General features: G+C 53.4%; 15 protein-coding genes. 7 read left to right on the top strand and 8 right to left on the bottom strand.

Annotation, left to right across the window (positions count from 1 at the left end; translation table 11 throughout):
- Positions 1-769: 769 nt before the first annotated feature.
- Both AABA21_RS25700 and AABA21_RS25695 read left to right on the top strand, forming a co-directional pair.
- Complete coding sequence (locus tag AABA21_RS25700; protein WP_126596249.1) at positions 770-955, top strand: helix-turn-helix domain-containing protein; 186 nt, start codon at positions 770-772, stop codon at positions 953-955.
- Between the two features lie 655 nt (positions 956-1,610).
- Positions 1,611-1,979, top strand: coding sequence for a hypothetical protein (locus tag AABA21_RS25695; RefSeq protein WP_338254625.1), 369 nt, complete (start codon positions 1,611-1,613; stop codon positions 1,977-1,979).
- Positions 1,980-2,070: 91 nt separating this feature from the next.
- Here the strand turns inward: AABA21_RS25695 and def are convergent, their stop codons facing one another.
- Positions 2,071-2,577: a peptide deformylase gene (gene def / locus AABA21_RS25690; RefSeq protein WP_338254624.1), complete on the bottom strand. Its 507-nt coding sequence runs from the start codon at positions 2,575-2,577 to the stop codon at positions 2,071-2,073.
- 101 nt (positions 2,578-2,678) lie between these two features.
- On the opposite strand from def, the gene tilS reads away from it, so the two are divergent.
- Both tilS and hpt read left to right on the top strand, forming a co-directional pair.
- Positions 2,679-4,154: a tRNA lysidine(34) synthetase TilS gene (gene tilS / locus AABA21_RS25685; RefSeq protein ID WP_338254623.1), complete on the top strand. Its 1,476-nt coding sequence runs from the start codon at positions 2,679-2,681 to the stop codon at positions 4,152-4,154.
- A 19-nt stretch (positions 4,155-4,173) separates the two neighbouring features.
- The gene (gene hpt, locus AABA21_RS25680) at positions 4,174-4,761 is read left to right on the top strand and encodes a hypoxanthine phosphoribosyltransferase (RefSeq protein ID WP_338254622.1); all 588 of its coding nucleotides are present in this window, start codon (positions 4,174-4,176) and stop codon (positions 4,759-4,761) included.
- Between the two features lie 55 nt (positions 4,762-4,816).
- Here hpt and AABA21_RS25675 read toward each other — a convergent pair whose 3' ends face one another.
- Both AABA21_RS25675 and AABA21_RS25670 read right to left on the bottom strand, forming a co-directional pair.
- A complete protein-coding gene (locus tag AABA21_RS25675; protein WP_338254620.1) occupies positions 4,817-5,293 on the bottom strand; it encodes a MarR family winged helix-turn-helix transcriptional regulator in 477 nt (158 codons plus the stop codon).
- A gap of 111 nt (positions 5,294-5,404) precedes the next feature.
- Entirely contained in the window at positions 5,405-7,288 is a 1,884-nt protein-coding gene (locus AABA21_RS25670) for an alpha-amylase family glycosyl hydrolase (RefSeq protein ID WP_338254619.1), read from the bottom strand.
- 356 nt (positions 7,289-7,644) lie between these two features.
- Here AABA21_RS25670 and AABA21_RS25665 point away from each other — a divergent pair, with 356 nt between their 5' ends.
- From AABA21_RS25665 to AABA21_RS25655, 3 genes are all read left to right on the top strand, one after another.
- Positions 7,645-8,658, top strand: a complete 1,014-nt coding sequence (locus AABA21_RS25665; RefSeq protein ID WP_420917173.1) for an NAD(P)H-dependent glycerol-3-phosphate dehydrogenase — start codon at positions 7,645-7,647, stop codon at positions 8,656-8,658.
- Positions 8,659-8,783: 125 nt separating this feature from the next.
- Positions 8,784-9,431, top strand: a complete 648-nt coding sequence (locus AABA21_RS25660; RefSeq protein ID WP_338254617.1) for a hypothetical protein — start codon at positions 8,784-8,786, stop codon at positions 9,429-9,431.
- 577 nt (positions 9,432-10,008) lie between these two features.
- Complete coding sequence (locus tag AABA21_RS25655) at positions 10,009-10,344, top strand: response regulator (RefSeq protein ID WP_338254616.1); 336 nt, start codon at positions 10,009-10,011, stop codon at positions 10,342-10,344.
- A gap of 183 nt (positions 10,345-10,527) precedes the next feature.
- Here the strand turns inward: AABA21_RS25655 and gcvPB are convergent, their stop codons facing one another.
- The 5 genes from gcvPB to AABA21_RS25630 all read right to left on the bottom strand — a co-directional run bounded on the left by gcvPB (position 10,528) and on the right by AABA21_RS25630 (position 17,039).
- Positions 10,528-12,012 (bottom strand): aminomethyl-transferring glycine dehydrogenase subunit GcvPB, encoded by a 1,485-nt coding sequence (gene gcvPB / locus AABA21_RS25650; protein WP_338254615.1) that lies wholly within the window; start codon positions 12,010-12,012, stop codon positions 10,528-10,530.
- On the bottom strand, positions 12,009-13,361 hold the full coding sequence (gene gcvPA / locus AABA21_RS25645; protein WP_338254614.1) for an aminomethyl-transferring glycine dehydrogenase subunit GcvPA: 1,353 nt from the start codon (positions 13,359-13,361) through the stop codon (positions 12,009-12,011). The genes gcvPB and gcvPA overlap by 4 nt, the downstream gene beginning before the upstream one ends.
- Positions 13,362-13,938: 577 nt before the next feature.
- Positions 13,939-14,334 carry a glycine cleavage system protein GcvH gene (gcvH, locus tag AABA21_RS25640; RefSeq protein ID WP_338254613.1) on the bottom strand — a complete coding sequence of 132 codons (396 nt, stop codon included), beginning with the start codon at positions 14,332-14,334 and terminating at the stop codon, positions 13,939-13,941.
- A 75-nt stretch (positions 14,335-14,409) separates the two neighbouring features.
- On the bottom strand, positions 14,410-15,528 hold the full coding sequence (gene gcvT / locus AABA21_RS25635) for a glycine cleavage system aminomethyltransferase GcvT (RefSeq protein WP_338254612.1): 1,119 nt from the start codon (positions 15,526-15,528) through the stop codon (positions 14,410-14,412).
- Between the two features lie 125 nt (positions 15,529-15,653).
- Complete coding sequence (locus tag AABA21_RS25630) at positions 15,654-17,039, bottom strand: S53 family peptidase (protein ID WP_338254610.1); 1,386 nt, start codon at positions 17,037-17,039, stop codon at positions 15,654-15,656.
- Positions 17,040-17,147 lie beyond the last annotated feature (108 nt).

Here is a 17,147-nt window from a genome sequence, read left to right as displayed (position 1 = left end):
TTGCTCAGAATTGTAGCGGATTGTTGAGGAAATTTCATCCTCCAAAAGGACGATTCATCAACTACTGAACTCATCCATCAGCCCTTCTTTCTACAAGAGCAGCCTTTAGAGGCAACGCCCCTATGGCTCCATAGTACTGCCGCCCTTCGGGCGGCAAGAAGGAGGAGTGGATGTGGGGAGCCCGGTTTTTGTGCCTGTCGAAGACAGGCACAAAAACCGGGCTCCCCACATCCACTCCTCTTACTAAAGAAAAGGTAGCCTTCGACACGCTCCCCCTTTTCTTAACAAGGAGTGGCCCTCGATACGCTCTCCTTTTTCTTAATAAGGGAGTGGCCTGGGGCTTGACGCCCCAGGCCACTCCCTTATTATTTTTCTGTGGTGCCGCCTGACGGCGGCACCACATCTAAAGCGCAGCTTGAAAATATCATATCCCCATCTTCAGCATATTCCTGCTATACCCCGCAAATCAATCTATAATTGGACTTACAACTTATAGTTGAACAAACAACTGATAGTCACAGAAAGCCATGAATATCACAATTAAGTGTAGCATTGCATGCACCGCTTTTTTTAGCTATGCACCTAACGTTACTTCCAAGTAAAAAAAGTCATATCTATTTCATAACCCGTCCAAAATCTCTTTTTATAAACCTTTACAAGTCTTCATCAATATTATACAATATTTATACAATGTACTTGTATGAAGATTCTCATACATCTTTTTGGTACATCAAAGGGCAAAGTCGAAATTTAAGGTAGGAGGAGCCACATGAGCAATTTGTTGACGGTATCAGAGGTCGCCCGCATTCTACGCGTTGACGATGCAACAGTACGCAGATGGGTAAAGCAGGGAGTATTAGAGGCAGTAGTGCTACCACATGTGCATTCCAGGCAGGTATACCGTATAAAACGCGAAACACTAGACCGTGTTCTTGGTGACAACAGTATCCAATAATGTATCTCTACCAATATAGCAAGGAAATTCCTGGCTAACGCAACGGCGCGCCAGCTGCTATGGCGCCTGAGTAGTACACGATTATGTCTTCCCACTATATGCCTGTCCATCGTCTGATTTAGCTTCCACAAGCTTACCGTCGGACGATGTGTATTTCTCCGCCACCAATGACATTTGAGATACAGCGACCCATTTATCATAGATCATAGCGATGCCATGCCGCATCCCATTGCGATCCAAAGATCCTGACGCCACTCTCTCCTCCTACCTGTAACCCACTCTCATCACATAAGAATGTGCCTACTCCCCCCTTTTATAGGGGTACATAAGCGCCCCCACACGGGCGGCCGCATGCGCGGCCGCCCTGTTTTTTTAAGTTGGTGGGACAGGTGCGCATTCGCGCACCTGTCCCACCAACTCACATGTGATTGTGGCACGCCACAGAGGCAAAAACTCAGGCATGCCCCATCGATCATGGGCACTTGAGCGCCCTGATTCTTATATTGGTGCATGGGGCGCGCGAATGCGCGCCCCATGCACCAATATAAGAATCAGGGCGCTCAAGTGCACAGGCAAGCAAGGCTTGCTTTCACTTCTACCGGAAGGTATAATAACTGAAGTGTCGCCCCTTGCATTTGTTTTGGAGATTTTTGCTTTGAGCAATAACTATACAGGTGGATCCGAGGGTGGAACATTGAACAATGGCAGTTCACCACTGAGTCGTCGCGAAGCACGGGCCAATAGCAGTACCGGCGCCCTACCACCACTGGGGACGCTAGGTATTGAGCGCCCGGCCCCGGGTGGATTTGACTTTGAGCAAATGGTGCAATCGCTGAAAGATCTATTTGAAAAGGATCGCCAGATCGCCAGTCAGTCCGATGCAACTCGTTGCGGAATCTGCTATATCTACTTCCACGTCAACGAACTCCACTATCGCGAAGAAGGATTCTATGTATGCTCAGGCTGTGAGCAACACCTGGGATCCAATCGTCTGACTATATTACGTAAACAACAAAAATTGTAGAGAATACATACTGTAGAGAATACATACTAAAGAAAGCGGCGCCCCTCTTCCCCGTGGGAGAAAGGGCGCCGCTTTTCTTTGTATGATGCCTCTACTCGGCTAAGGCTGGCTCACCTTCTTCAAGGTCACCTTCCTTTACCTCACGCAGATCCTCGGGACTATCCAGGCGATCGATAAAGAGGATACCATCCAGGTGATCGATCTCGTGCTGGAGAATACGAGCAAACCAGCCTTCGGCATTGACTCGAATGGCCTTGCCACGTACATCCTGTCCCTTCACAACAACCTTGGTCGCGCGACGAATGTTCTCACCAATGTATCCCGGGATACTCAGACAGCCCTCGGGTCCCTTTTCTTCACCCTCTGCCTTAACGATCTCAGGATTAAAAACTGCTACCTTCCGATCTTCGTATTCAGCGACAAAGATACGGATCGATTGCGCAATTTGTGGCCCTGCCAGCCCTACGCCATTCGCTTCACGCATGGTCTCAAACATGTCGTCCACCAGCCTCTGCAGCGATGGATCGAAACGATGCACCTTCTTGGCTTTCTGACGTAGAATTGGATTTTCAGTGGTAATAATTTTCCGAATGGCCATAATTCTTCTCAATACCCCTACACAACACGCTAGCAAACTATCAAAACATTAGTGTTATAATTGACCTTAATCGTACCATACCAGAGGGGTAATACGCAAACATGTTGGAGGTCATAATCTCTACAATTGAGGAGCATCATTTGCTGCCCACACAGGGTCGCGTGGTTGTGGCCGTATCAGGAGGAGCCGATTCGCTGTGCCTGCTGCATGTGCTGCATCAGCTCTGTGGACCCGCTAAACGCTATCCATTGGTATCGCTGCACGTGGCCCATCTGAATCACCAGCTGCGCAGTCGGGAGAGCGAGCGGGATGAGGAGGCGGTGGCCGACATTGCTCGCGCATGGCAACTGCCGGTAACGCTGGGCCGCGTGGATGTCACCGGACTGGCGAATCGCGAACATCGCTCTATCGAGGAGGCGGCCCGCGTGGCCCGCTACCGTTTCTTACGTGAAGTGGCGCAGGGACAGCCGATCGCGGTCGCCCATCACCTGGATGACCAGGTGGAGACGCTGCTCCTCCACTGGCTGCGCGGCGGCGGTATCGCCAGTATGGTAGGACTCCAACCACGACAGCAGGATATTATTCGTCCCCTGCTGGCCGTGCGCCACGCGGACACGCTGGCGTACTGCGCACAACATCAATTGGTGCCAGTGGAAGATCTCAGCAACAGCGATGTGCGCTTTACGCGCAACCGCATTCGCCATGAGATCCTCCCCTTGCTCGAAGCGATGAATCCTGGTTTCCGCGACACGCTGCTGCGCAATGCCGAGGTGCTACAGACAGATTTCGCCTGGATCAATGACCAGGTGGATCTGTGGTGGTCACAGGTCGTCCTGCGGGAACAACCAGACCAGCTGCAGCTATCCATTCCTCCATTGCAACTTCTCCATCCCAGCTTACAGCACCATCTGCTGCGCCGGGCCAGCGCCCACCTGGCGGCGGGCCAATCCCCGCTAGAAGCTCGCCACTATCAATTGTTGGACCAGTTGTTGCAGCGATCAGCTACAAACGAAACGATTACCCTCCATCTCCCACAACACCTTCACGCCATACGCAGAGGTGATATACTAATCTTCAAATATATTTCTGAGCAAGCGGGCAGAGATACTAGAAAGTCACCTCATGAAGAGGTGGCCCTTTCGTTGTCCGCCAGTATCACCGTTCCTGGTACGCCCTGGACCGCGCTGGCCGAGTGGGTCGCCGATAGCATCACCCAACAGGTACAAGACGCCCTACGTTGTCAGGACTGGTCAACGGTCTGGTACCTTCTGCCGACAACGCCACATACTGTTTATGTGGATGCTGACACATTGACGGGAGATATTGCTGCTCCTGATCTGCGCGTGCGCACACGCAGGGATGGCGATCGTATTCAGCCACTGGGCATGAAGCAGGAGAAAAAAGTTAAAGAGATTTTGATCGATAGACATATTCCACGCGAGGAGCGCGCGCAGCTGCCCCTGTTCTTTTCAGGCACGCACTGCATCTGGCTGGGTGGCATCCACCTCGACCACCGGGTGCGCCTGACCGAGGCCACGCGCAGGATCATTCGCCTGTCGATCAACCACTCATCATGAAGTAACAAAAGAGGAACACATGCATCAAGATATCGAAGAGATTCTTTTATCAGAAGCACAGATACAGGAGAAAACCACAACGCTGGGACAGCAGATCGCCCACGATTACACGGGCAAGAACCTGCTCCTGCTGGGAACCTTAAAAGGTGCCGTCCCCTTCATCGCCGACCTGGCTCGCGCCATTGATCTGCCACTGGAGATCGATTATATGGCGGTCGCCAGCTATGGAAACGCTACGCAGTCCAGCGGCATCGTGCGCATCATCAAAGATCTTGAGGGTCCGATCGACCAGAAACACGTGCTAATCATCGAGGATATCATCGATAGCGGCCTCACCCTGCACTACCTGGTAGATCTACTGCGCCGCCGCAATCCACTCAGCCTGAAGATCTGTTCCCTGCTCAACAAAGAACGTCCCCGCCTCAGAGATGTGCCCATCGACTACCACGGCTTTACCATCCCCGATAAATTCGTCGTCGGCTATGGTCTCGATTACGCCCAGCTCTACCGCAACCTCCCCTACATCGGCATCCTGAAACCATCCGTCTACTCAGAAACCAACGAACCCGCCAAACAACACAAAAGCATGGCCGAAGAAGTAAAATAAGCCATCAAAAAAGAGGATAAACAGCGCGCTGCTTATCCTCTTTTTTGATGGAAAGTTAGCTCGATTGACCAGTATCGACCTGGTGCAACTCATTTTCAATGCTCTGACTTACCGACGTTAGATACTCTAAGAGCATCTTTTGTTTGGAAATGTCCAGCACGCTCATCAACTCACGAATGCGTAAGGTATGTTGCGTGTCGATCTTCTCACGTAAACGGCTTCCCTCCGCTGTTAACGTGATCAGGGTCACCCGACGGTCCTGTACACTTGGAACCCGCTTGACCAGGTTAAGGTGCTGCAAGCGATCTACAATTCCAGTGACATTGCTCTTATCGGTTATCAGCAACCGACTTAGATCAACCATCGAACGACCATGTACTTCATCTAAATGCTGTAATGCCCAATACTGCCTGGTACTCAATCCATAGTCGGCGAAGAAACGATTATCGCTATCGTCTAGCAAAATGAACGTTTTGGACAGCAGCTGATAGATTTCGAGTTCGATGCCAGCACCCTTGCTAACTGGACCCATAAATATCACCTTTCCCATTTCCCCAGGGAAAATCTGGTAATTTCTATTGAAAAGTATACCGGCAAACAGTTTTGTTATCAGTTGTTTAGCGGTAAATTTTCTAAACAAATACTATTTTCGAGATACGCATATCTCGGCACTCAATGGTGGCAGGCTCATTACAAGCCGGCCTTCCTGGATTGGGAGGGCGGCCTCCATTTCTGGCCTTGCCAGCACCGCGCACAGCCGCGCGGGCAGCGGTCCACCATCGTTGAGTACATTATCCAATTGAACGCTTACATGTGCCGTTTGCTCGCTATTATTCAAAACGATCAGCACATAATCTTCATCATTATACCGTATATACGCACCAACTTGTGCTGAATCGACATCGGAATCAACAGCAATTTGTCGTCGCTTTCCGTTTTGCAGAACCCGATACCGATGGCGTAGCGCGATCAGGCGGCGATAGTAGGCCAGCATATCCTGGTCCTGTTGCTCGCCCCAGGCCATGGGAGCGCGACAATAGGCGTTCTCTTTATGCGCGTCATCGCTCTGTGACAGGCCAACTTCGGTACCATAATAGATGATGGGTGTTCCTTCGAGCGTCATCTGAAACGCCGTGGCCAGCTTCAGGCGATCGCGCTGTCCATCCGCCAGCCAGAGGAAGCGATGCATATCATGGTTATCGACGACCACTGCCTTGCTCATGCTGGGAGGAATCTGCTGGCTATGGGTATCTAGAAAGCTCAAGAGCTCTTGCAGGGTATGCTCACGCAGCGCAAAGGTGCGCCGTAGCATAGCGGAAAGTGGAAAATCCATAAAGCCATCCATACGACCGGCGTAATCGACGATCTCGGACATCGGTGAGGTGATCTCGCCAATGGTCAGTGCATCGGGATGCGCCGTCTTGACGGCCTGCTGAAACGAGGTCCAGAAGGCATGTGAGGGACCCGGTACATAGTCCAGCCGCAGTCCATCCGCGCCATAATGCTCCAGCCAGTAGAGGGCGGCTCCATTGAGGTATTCACGCACACCGGGCTCATCCGTGCTTAGCTCGGGCATGCTCTGCACCATAGCATAGCTGCGATACATATGTGGTGGCTCAATATCTGTAAAGTCATACCAGCTGGCATAGGGACTATCTGGATTGCTGAGAGCATCGACAAAAGCGAAGTGCTCGTCGGATGTATGGTTGGCTACAAAATCCAATAAGACGTGCATGCCGCGCTGGTGAGCCTCCTGGATCAACTGCCGCAGCGTCTCATCGGTCCCATAGCGCCTGGCGACATGGTGATAATCTGATGGATTATATCCGTGATGGGTGGGACTCTCAAATAAAGGAGAGAGCCACAGGCAGTTGACGCCCAGGGATTGAATATAGTCTAGCTTTTCGAGAATGCCGCGCAGCGTGCCGCCAAAGAAGTCTGTGATGCCACGCGTCTCTTCGCTGTGTAGCGGAGGCTCATCATGGGCCGCGTTAAAGCGGTCAACAAATATCTGGTAGACGACGGCCTCATGCCACCACGCGGGCGCTTCCCAGCGATCAACGTGATAGGCGAAGCAGCGTCCCTTTTTCTGCGGCATGGTTACAGGATCCACCCGATCGGCATACCAGTGCGAGCAGGGATCGCTCAGACTCCAGCCATCGGCGCGATAGCGCACCAGGATACCGTCTGCCTGAGCAGGGATCACCACCTGCCAGACACGTGCCATCTGACCACAATCGGCGTTATACTGCTGTCGATCTGTCGGTGCGGCAAAAATAACCGTGCCACGCTCAGCGATCCCTCTTTCACCGACAGGCTCACTACCATCTGTCGTGTAATATATGGCCACCCGCTCAATAGGCCGGTCCACATTAACAAACAGGGAGAGCGTAACGTCCTGTCCGGGCTGAGGATCAAGCGGCCAAATCTGGCTTAAATGCGCCAGCCCATCTTCGATCGCGGCCTTGAAACGTCGCGTGTGTGCGGAAGCGTAGGGAGAAAAAAAGAAGTCCACAACTTGAGTCATTCCGACACGTACCTCTTCATTAGCAATCAGCATCTATGCTGGCTTCTACACAATATCGTAAAAAAAAATATAGTTGACAAGCAAACTATATCCTAAGTCTAACTATTTTTGCCCGTTTGTCAAGCCGGGATATCCTCACGGATGCGTATCATGTTTTTGCACAAAGAAAGACAACGAGGACATACGTTTCTCCTTTTGCAAAAAGATGAGCCACACCTTATCCTCAACTATGTTACAATGGCTTTATTCAACCTGCTTGGTAATATAAAGTAGCCGGTTGCACCTATGTAGTACGCTACACTCGTACGGATAATACCCTGTTAAGGGTATCAGTACATATCGATAGAGGAGAATTTGTGATGGTATCTGTTGGTGTCATTGGCAGTGGTGCCTGGGGCACGACACTGGCGATCTTGCTGGCACGCAAAGGCATCGCCGCCACCATCTGGGACCACCGTCCGGAGCGGGCCCTTGAAATGCAGCGTGCGAGAGAGAACAGTGTGTTCCTGCCGGGTATACATTTTCCCGATACCGTACGTGTTACCTCAGATAGCGCGGAAGCGGTACACCAGAAGGATATGCTGCTACTGGTAACCCCTTCACAAAAGTTGCGCGAAAATCTGCGGCTGCTGGCTCCTCATCTCTCACGCCAGACGCTGCTGGTGAATGCCAGTAAGGGCATTGAGATCAACAGTCTGCAGCGCATGACCGAGGTAATCGCGGAAGAGATACCAGATGCACAGCACCGGATCGCTGCCCTCAGCGGTCCCAATCTGTCGCGCGAGGTGGCTGAGGGCAAGCCGACGGCCGCCGTGGTCGCGGCCTATAATGCGGACGTTGCCAGGATGGCCCAGAACATTATCAACTTCAATACCTTCCGCGTGTATACATCCAACGATGTAATTGGGGTAGAGCTGGGTGGCGCGCTTAAAAATATTATCGCCATCGGCGCCGGTTTCAACGATGGCCTGGGTTATGGAGAAAACGCGAAGGCGGCCATCATTACACGCGGCCTGGCGGAAATCTCTCGCCTGGGGGTCGCGGCCGGCGCGAATCCTTTGACCTTCGCGGGTCTGGCGGGTATGGGCGACCTGGTGGGGACCTGCGCCAGTCCTTTGAGCCGCAATCAGCAGCTCGGGCGGCGGCTGGCCGGTGGAGAGAAGCTGGCCGATATCCTCAAATCTACCCACAGCGTGGCGGAAGGGGTCTCAACCACCCAGGCCGCGTTACGGATGGCGGATCGCTACAATGTAGAGATGCCGATCGCCAACCTCTTAAGCCAGATACTCTTTGATGACCTGGACCCACGAAAAGCCGTACTGGAACTGATGATGCGTGATCCTAAAGGGGAACTGGAAGGTTCCCTTTAGGGTTATAAAAGCGGGAGGTACAGGAGGGCCGGCGAGGCCCTCCGACGGGGTTGGGGGCGTCCCTCAATCCTCTCTCCTCCCTTGCGCAAGCGAGAATATAACCACTATAAAAGAAGAGAAAGAGTATGTCACAAGCACAAATACAGACCTTTGCCTCCTGTACCCAGGCCACCTTTCCCGAGGTGCTGCGGCGATTTCAGCACACGCTGCAACTCCTGGGCTGCAACGATCAGCAGGTGTTGTCATGGGTAGCGGAAATCACCTGGCCCGGCAGCGACAATGATGCCTATGGTGATATTTATGCCGCGCCCCTGCACCTGGCCCCACCCGATGCGCCTGCGCTTGAGTGCGCGGGCATAGAGGTTTCGCTCTATACGCAACCCGCCGTCCCCAGTCTGGAAGAGCTACCTGCCTGGCTCGGTTTGAACTTTCTGGTCGATAGCGAACAGCTGCAGGAAGATATTCCCGCCCCTTATACACTAGAGGCTGGCGCGAGCATCTGGAGTATTCTGCAAATACTGGCCCACGAGTTTACCGAGGTAGGAGCATATTTTACCAATGAGTGGCAGGAAAACCAGGTCTGGCGAGCCATTGTCGAGGCGGCGGGTGATCCCTGGGTCTTTGATCTGGGCATCTTTCCTCGTAATCTGGCCATGCATTTTGAGATGGTGCCGGCTGGCTTTAAGGGCACCCTCACCGATGCTGGCTTTGGTTTTGCCCAGCTCAATCGCTGGCAACAGTTGCCCTGGGATAAAGCCACCAACGCCTCATAACGGCGTAAACCAATGGGGGTAGCCAAAATCACTATCTGAAATGCAGCTACTTACTATATGATATACTTGAGTATCTGACTCTTACTCTCACTCAAAAAAACCAGGAGAACAGAGGGTGCCACAAAACGCTTCAGAGATCGGTTCTTTATCAGGGGGCCATTGTGTTTTTACCTATCCGATGCTCTTTGAGAGCGGCCCGTGCATCCCGAACCAGGAGGACAAGCCAATAATTCCTATTTGACAACTTGTCTGGGTTCAGCGGGGCATGGTGAACGTTCGCAAAACATTCCATCCGGATAGCCCAGGCCTTAAAGCTGGGATTTCACACGATTGAAATGATGATAGAATGATATGGAGAGGATCATAAAGTACCAGGGTAACACTTTTCTTTACTCCTCCATCACAACCATTCGTGTACAATCCAGAGCTTGAGAATTTTTAACAGGACTGATAAACAGTTCAGCAATCGATGAACAACAAAGTGGTAAAATGTGTCGAAAGAGGCTGTCGCAGCCGATTAAGAGCAGGCCTGGTAGCATCAAGACGTTTTACCACGTTTTGAAAGGCAGACAGACACATGGGACATCACATCCTGGTTGTTGATGATGACGAGGGAATAGTCGAGGTCGTACAAATTGTACTGGAGGGCGAAGGATACGTTGTGCGTACCGCAACCAATAAGGATGACTTACAAAACATCGCCGACGATCTGCCCGACCTTATTTTACTGGATGTGCTTTTATCAGGTGACGATGGTCGCGAGATTTGCAGAAAACTGAAGGGCGATGAGGCAACCAAGCATATTCCCGTTATTATGCTTTCAGCACATTCCGATGCCAGCAAGGTAGCCGACGCCGGCGGAGCCGATGATTTTTGGAGAAGCCCTTTGACGTGGATGTGCTTATCGACATAGTTGCCAAGCATCTTTCCCCTTCTCAACGCGTTCACAATTAGTCGCGCTGCGAGCGCGCATAAAAAAAGTCTTTAATGTTGCGGAAACATAACAGTGAGGTGAGGAGTGCTTGCACTCCTCACCTCACTGTTATGTTTCCGCAACATTATTAAAAAAGTGGGGAGGCCATGCCTCCCCACTTTTTTAATGGGTTACCTCCTGGCCCGGTTGCCAGCGAAGATTGGGTTTGCGGGCGGCCAGGGCCTGATCGAGACGACCAATAACGGTTGTGTGGGGTGCCGTCTTGACCAGTTCGGGATTGGTACGGGCCTCATCAGCGATCTGGTGCATGACGCTGATGAAGTAGTCCAGCGATTCCTTCGTTTCGGTCTCGGTAGGCTCGATCATCATAGCCTCGGGCACGATCAAGGGGAAGTAGATGGTTGGAGCGTACATGCCATAGTCCAACAGGCGCTTGGCGATGTCGGTCGCGGTTACCCCATGCTCTTCCTTCAGCTTGCGCGCAGTGGCCACAAACTCGTGCTGGCAGATCAGCGGATAGGCGGTCTCGTAGTCCGAGGCGAGCTCCTGGCGCAGATAGTTGGCGTTAAGGATGGCGCTCTCAGAGACATGGCGCAGGCCGTCGGGACCATTGAAGCGGATGTAGGTGTAGGCTCGTACCAGTACACCAAAGTTGCCCAGGTTGGCGCGCACTTTGCCGATAGATTGCGGGCTGACCTCCTCCCAGTAGTAGCCGTCCGCGTTCTTGGCGGGCAGAGGTCCGGGCAGGAATGGCACCAGGTGTGCTTTGACTCCGATCGGACCGGCTCCGGGTCCACCACCGCCGTGTGGCGTGCTACAAGTCTTGTGCAGGTTAAAATGGACCACGTCAAAACCCATATCACCAGGACGCGTGATGCCGAGTACGGCGTTGGCATTGGCACCATCATAGTAGAGTTGCCCACCAACCTCGTGGATCATGCGACCGATCTGCGCGATATTGGCGTCAAACAGGCCCAGCGTGTTCGGATTGGTCAGCATGATGGCCGCGACCTCATTGCCATGCGTATCCAGCAGGGTCTTCAGGTGCTCCATATCGATGCCACCGGTGCGATCATCACTTTTGACTTCGACCGCCTTGTAATTCGCCAGCGTGGCGCTGGCCGGATTAGTACCGTGGGCATTATCGGGGATCAGCACCAGGTTGCGGTGTCCCTGTCCCTTGCTCTGATGATAGGCCTTGATCAACATCAATCCGGTTAGCTCACCATGCGCGCCCGCCGACGGCTGCAGGGTGACGCGCGTCATGCTGGAGATCTCCGCGAGGTAGCGCTCAAGCTCATACATGAGCTGGATCGCGCCCTGCGCCGTCTTTTCGGGCTGCAAGGGATGGATATGCGCGAAGCCGGGCAGCGCGGCCATATCTTCGTTCAGCTTGGGATTGTATTTCATGGTGCAGGAGCCAAGCGGATAGAAACCGGTGTCGACCCCGAAGTTACGCTGCGAGAGGTGGGTGTAGTGGCGCACCACCTCGATCTCACTGACCTCTGGCAGAGGGGCTGGCTCCTGGCGCAACAATGAGGTAGGGATCATGCTATCCAGCGCTTCTACCGGCACATCCATGCTCGGCATAGTCGCGGCACGCCTGCCGGGGGCGCCTTTTTCAAAAATTAATGTCTCTACACTCATGCCTGCACCTCTTTCAACACGCTGACCAGGGTATCGATATCTTCTTTTGTACGCGTCTCTGTCACACAGAAGAGCATATAGTTGTCCATGCCGGAATAGCTCTCGGCCAGCGGATAACCGCCGATAATGTCCGCCCGCTCAAACAATTGCTCCATCCGCTTGGTAGAGACCGGGCACTTGATCACGAATTCATCAAAGAAAGGACCATCGAAGGCGGCTTCAAAGCCCGGGATGGCGGTAATCTGGCGGAAGGCATAGTGCGCTTTCTGCAGACAGAGCTGACCTAGTTCCTGGAAGCCTTGCTTGCCGATGGCGGCCAGGAAGATGGTGGCACCTACGGCCAGCAGGGATTGGTTGGTGCAGATGTTGGAGGTGGCGCGCTCACGCCGGATGTGCTGCTCGCGCGTCTGCAGTGTCAGCACATAGCCGGTCTGCTTGTGCTCACCCTCCTCGATGGTCTGTCCGACCAGGCGGCCAGGAAGGAGACGCATAAACTTCTGCCGGGCGGCCATAAAGCCGAGAGCGGGGGCGCCATAGCTCATGTTGTTGCCCAGGCTCATCATCTCACCCACGGCGATATCCGCGTTATAGTCTCCAGGAGGGGCCAGCACGCCCAGTGAGGCCGGCTCGGTAATCACCGACACAAACAGCGTTTTTCCCTGGTGCGCGATCGGCTCAATGGCGCGCATATCCTCGACGCGGCCAAAGAAATTGGGCTGCTGCACGATTACCGCGGCCGTATTTTTATCGACCGCCGCCTTCAGGTCTGTCAAGGAGGTCACGCCGTTTTCCAGGCCGATCTCTTTCACGCTAAAGCCACGGGCAAAGGCGTAGGTATGCAGCACCTGCCGATACTGGGGATCCACGCCGGCCGAGATGACGATCTCGCCACGGCCGCCCGGGCCCAGCGCCATCAAAGACGCCTCGACCACCGCCGTCGAGCCATCATACAGCGAGGCATTGGCGATATCCAATCCTGTGATCTGACACACCATGGTCTGAAATTCATAGATGGCCTGCAACATACCCTGGCTCACTTCCGGCTGATAGGGGGTGTAAGAGGTCACGAATTCCGAACGGTTCTGCAGATGGGGCACAACACTGGGGATAGCACGATCATAGGTACCGGCACCGAGAAAAGAGATGGTTGTATCCAGGCTTTTATTTTTGGCCGCCATCCGGCTCATCAGACGCTTCAGATCCGGCTCAGGTAACGCGGGCGGCAGATCGAGGGCGTCGCCCAGGCGAACCTCAGCGGGCACGGGCGTCAACAAATCTTCTAGCGAAGAAAGGCCCAGGTGCTCCAGCATAGCCTGCTGCTCTTCTTGCGTATTTGGCACATAGCTCATTCAGTGAACTCTCCCTTGGGTCTGGAAGCTCCCCGGACTCGGCTGCTTCTTTCATGATGCGCAAGGGGAGCCGCTACGATATAACCAGAATTGCATGCTAAATACAGTGCCTCGCATTCTGTTACTACGATGGATTTTTTGAGTACCTCTTGCGGCAAACCTGTTGACTGATATCAGAGGAAGACAGCACAAGCGAGTGGATTGGCATATCCACGTATGGCATCGATATATATACATCGCTAGACCAGAGAACGCAGCACATTTGTATGCACATTGTGTTCTTTCAATGGTTGCTATTATTATATCGCATAGTTATGGCATATATCCAAAATCCTATAGAGATATAGGAATGCCATGGAAACTTTGTCTACAAAAGGGGCATGGACGCACGTCCATGCCCCTTTTGTAAGCCAGCCTGGGGACGCTGACGCCTCCACCCGTATTAATAATTGCGAAGTGCGAAAAGAATGCGCTTTTGCGCATTCTTTTCGCACTTCGCAATTATTAACTTTTTGTGTGCCCCCTCACGGGCGGCTGCACGCGCCCGCCCGTGAGGGGGCGCGCATACCCACGCTTGTTAACGGCCCTGTAAATATTGCAGATATTGATCTACATCCATCAAAGCATCGACCTGGGAGGGGTCGGAGAGCTTGATTCTTAACATCCAGCCCTGCTCGTAGGGGTAGTCATTGATGTTCTCGGGATGGTCTTTGAGCTCTTCGTTGGCGCTGACGACTTCACCGCTCACGGGTAAGACCAGTTCGGAGGTGGCTTTAACCGATTCGATATCGCCGAATTTCTCTTCAACGGCCATACTTTGGCCGCTATCCCAGGGTAGTTCGATATAGACGATATCGCCAAGCTGGTCCTGGGCGTAATCTGTGATGCCGATTACGGCCTCGTCGCCCTCTACACGTATCCATTCATCAGTTTTACTATACTTTAGATTAGCAGGATGATTCAGGCTAGCCATCGTTCGTTTCTCCCTTTCTCAGGACGATTAGTGCTTGAATGCCTGGATGGTAACAACCACCCGGATATATAACCTTTATTTTCGCTTATAGAAAGGCAATGCCACAATCTGAGCAGAAATACGCTTGCCTCGGATCTCTACTGAGATAGAGGTTCCAGGCTCGGCATGCGCCGCATCTACATATCCCATACCGATGTTTTTCTGGACAGTTGGACCGGGGGCGCCGCTGGTGAGGCTGCCAATCTGCTGTTCGCCCGCATAGAGGGGATACCCACCGCGTGGGACGCCGCGCTCCAGCAATTGGACACCGACCAGCAAGCGCTTTGGACCCTGCTCTTTAACCTTCTGCAGGGCTTCGCTCCCGATAAATGTCCCCTTGGCCAGTTTGACGGTCCAGCCCAGGCGAGCTTCCAGCGGATTGGTCTGCTCATCCAGTTCATGTCCATACAGACACAGGCCGGCCTCCAGGCGCAGGGTGTCGCGCGCGCCCAGGCCCGCCGGGAGCAGTCCTTTGGGCTGGCCGGCCGCTAGAATGCTATCCCACAATCCGACCACGTCAGCCGAGGCGCAGTAGAGCTCAAAGCCATCTTCGCCCGTGTAGCCGGTACGTGAGATCAAGCAGTGGATACCCGCGACCTCGCCCGGAACAAAACGATAATAGCGAATGTCTTTTATATCTACCGCGGTCAATGGTTGCAGAATATCGAGCGCTAGCGGCCCCTGCAACGCGATCAGCGCGGTGGTATCCGATTGATTGGATAGTGAAACGTGCTGGAACTGCCTTGCCTGCTCCTGCACCCAGGCGAAATCTTTGTCGATGTTGGCCGCGTTAACGACCAGCATGTAATGATCATCCGCCAGGTGGTAGATGAGCAGATCGTCTATGACATTGCCGTCGGGCAAACATAGCTGTGTATAGAGAGCCTGCTGAATCGCCAGGCGCGAGACGTCGTTTGGCACAAGATGCTGCAAGAAGGGGAGCGAATCCTGCCCCTCTACCTTAAACTCACCCATATGGCTGACATCAAAGAGTCCCGCCCGCGTACGGACCGCCTGGTGCTCATCCAGGATACCGCTATACTGTACCGGCATTTCCCAGCCACCGAACTCAACCAGGCGCGCCTCCAGGGCACGATGTCGTTCATAAAGAGGGGTTCGCTTTAGTTGTGAGACGGCATTGTCATTCATTGTCATTCCCAAATACTCCATCCAGTACGTTTCAATGGACATAGCTGCTTTAACTGCAGAAAATAACTTGTACCTGTCCACTATATCAGATTTTTTTGGGGATCACAATAAAGCAGAGCAAGGCCGTGAAGCTAGGGCGTGGTTTGATGGGTTGCGGCCAGCATGGCCATCAGAGGAACCAGTTGAGAGGCGATGGGGGTCCCCCAACCGGTGGTGGCATCCCATCCGGGGCCGGCCTTATATCCATCCAGCGTGACGATGGTAGCGTCGGTAGCCGACAGGCTAACACCATTATTCCCCTTGACGATATCATGGAACGCGCTCTGATACCAGTCTGACCTCTTTCCGATCTGATACAGGAGCGGATTGATGAAGCCCAGTCGCTGGTTGGCATACTGGTCCGCCAGCGCCACGATGCCCGCCCATTGAGGCGTTCCAGAACTGGTGCCCCCAAAGCTATACAGGCTACCAGGACCATGCTCGCCATCGGACCAGACAACGACCACGCCACGGCTGGTCGAGCTATTATAAGCCACATCAGGCGTCCCCCGCTTATCCGCGATGTTCGCGATCTGATCCTGATAGGAAGGCTTCTTGTAGATATCGCTGAAGCCACCCCCGCTGGCTGACTGGCTAGCGGGATCGCGCCAGACCGTTTCACTCTGGTATTCGCCCGTTACAAGATCAGCCTCCAGGGCGGTACCACCTACACCGGTCACCAGCGGATCAGAGACCGGGATCGACGCAGCCTTATTCCACGACTCGTTATCGCAGGTCTGCTCACCGGGTCCACTATCCCCTGAGGCTGCCAGCAACGTCATGCCGAGCCGGGTCGCAGTTTCAAAGGCTTTATGCCAGCTCTTTAAGACATCCGCTGTAGCGCAGGCCTCGCTCTCGCCAAAGCTCATCGAAATAATATCGCCTAAATCATGATCAATGGTATAGTTCAGGGCTCGAATCAGGTCTGGATCGTTCTCGCTCTTCGACTCAACCAGGGTAATCGAGGCATCCGGGGCGATCGCATGGGCCCACTCGACATCCAGCGAGATTTCAGCGGACCAGGTCTGCTGCGTGTCATCGTGTTTATTCCAGGCTGGCAGTTTATCGGGGACAACGATATTCAAGTTTATCGGCGGCAGGCCAAAGCGGGCATCGAAATCGGCGACATCATCGCGCAGGTGCGGCGCCTGGTAAGCATCTATAATTACGATGCTGCGCCCCTTACCCGTATAGCCCCGCGCCAGGAGTGGGGCGATGCTATAGGCATTGCGCATCTGGTCCACACCATAGCAATGCTTATCAGACTGATTTATCTGGCATTTAGAGAACAGCGAATCATATGGTCGACCCAGGTAGCGATAGTGGGGGGAGACAACAGCGGCATGGCGTGTGATCCCCCTGGCAACAACATGCATAGAGGTCCCAGACGAGGAAAGCAGGGCCACCACAAGATTCAAGACGAGAGCACAAAGCCAGATCTTCCCGGTAAAGCGGTGAGAGATAGTATGGTTCTGCATAGAAAGCACATCCTCCTGGCATGTTTGCTTGCACACGACCCCCACCCATCAGCAACGAAATATGCCATTTGAAGATGCCAGGCGTGTATCGCCAATGCTATTATAAGT

It is taken from the genome of Dictyobacter halimunensis (assembly GCF_036245075.1).
Note: the sequence above shows the minus strand (reverse complement) of the source record. Positions and strands in the feature narration are given on the sequence as shown.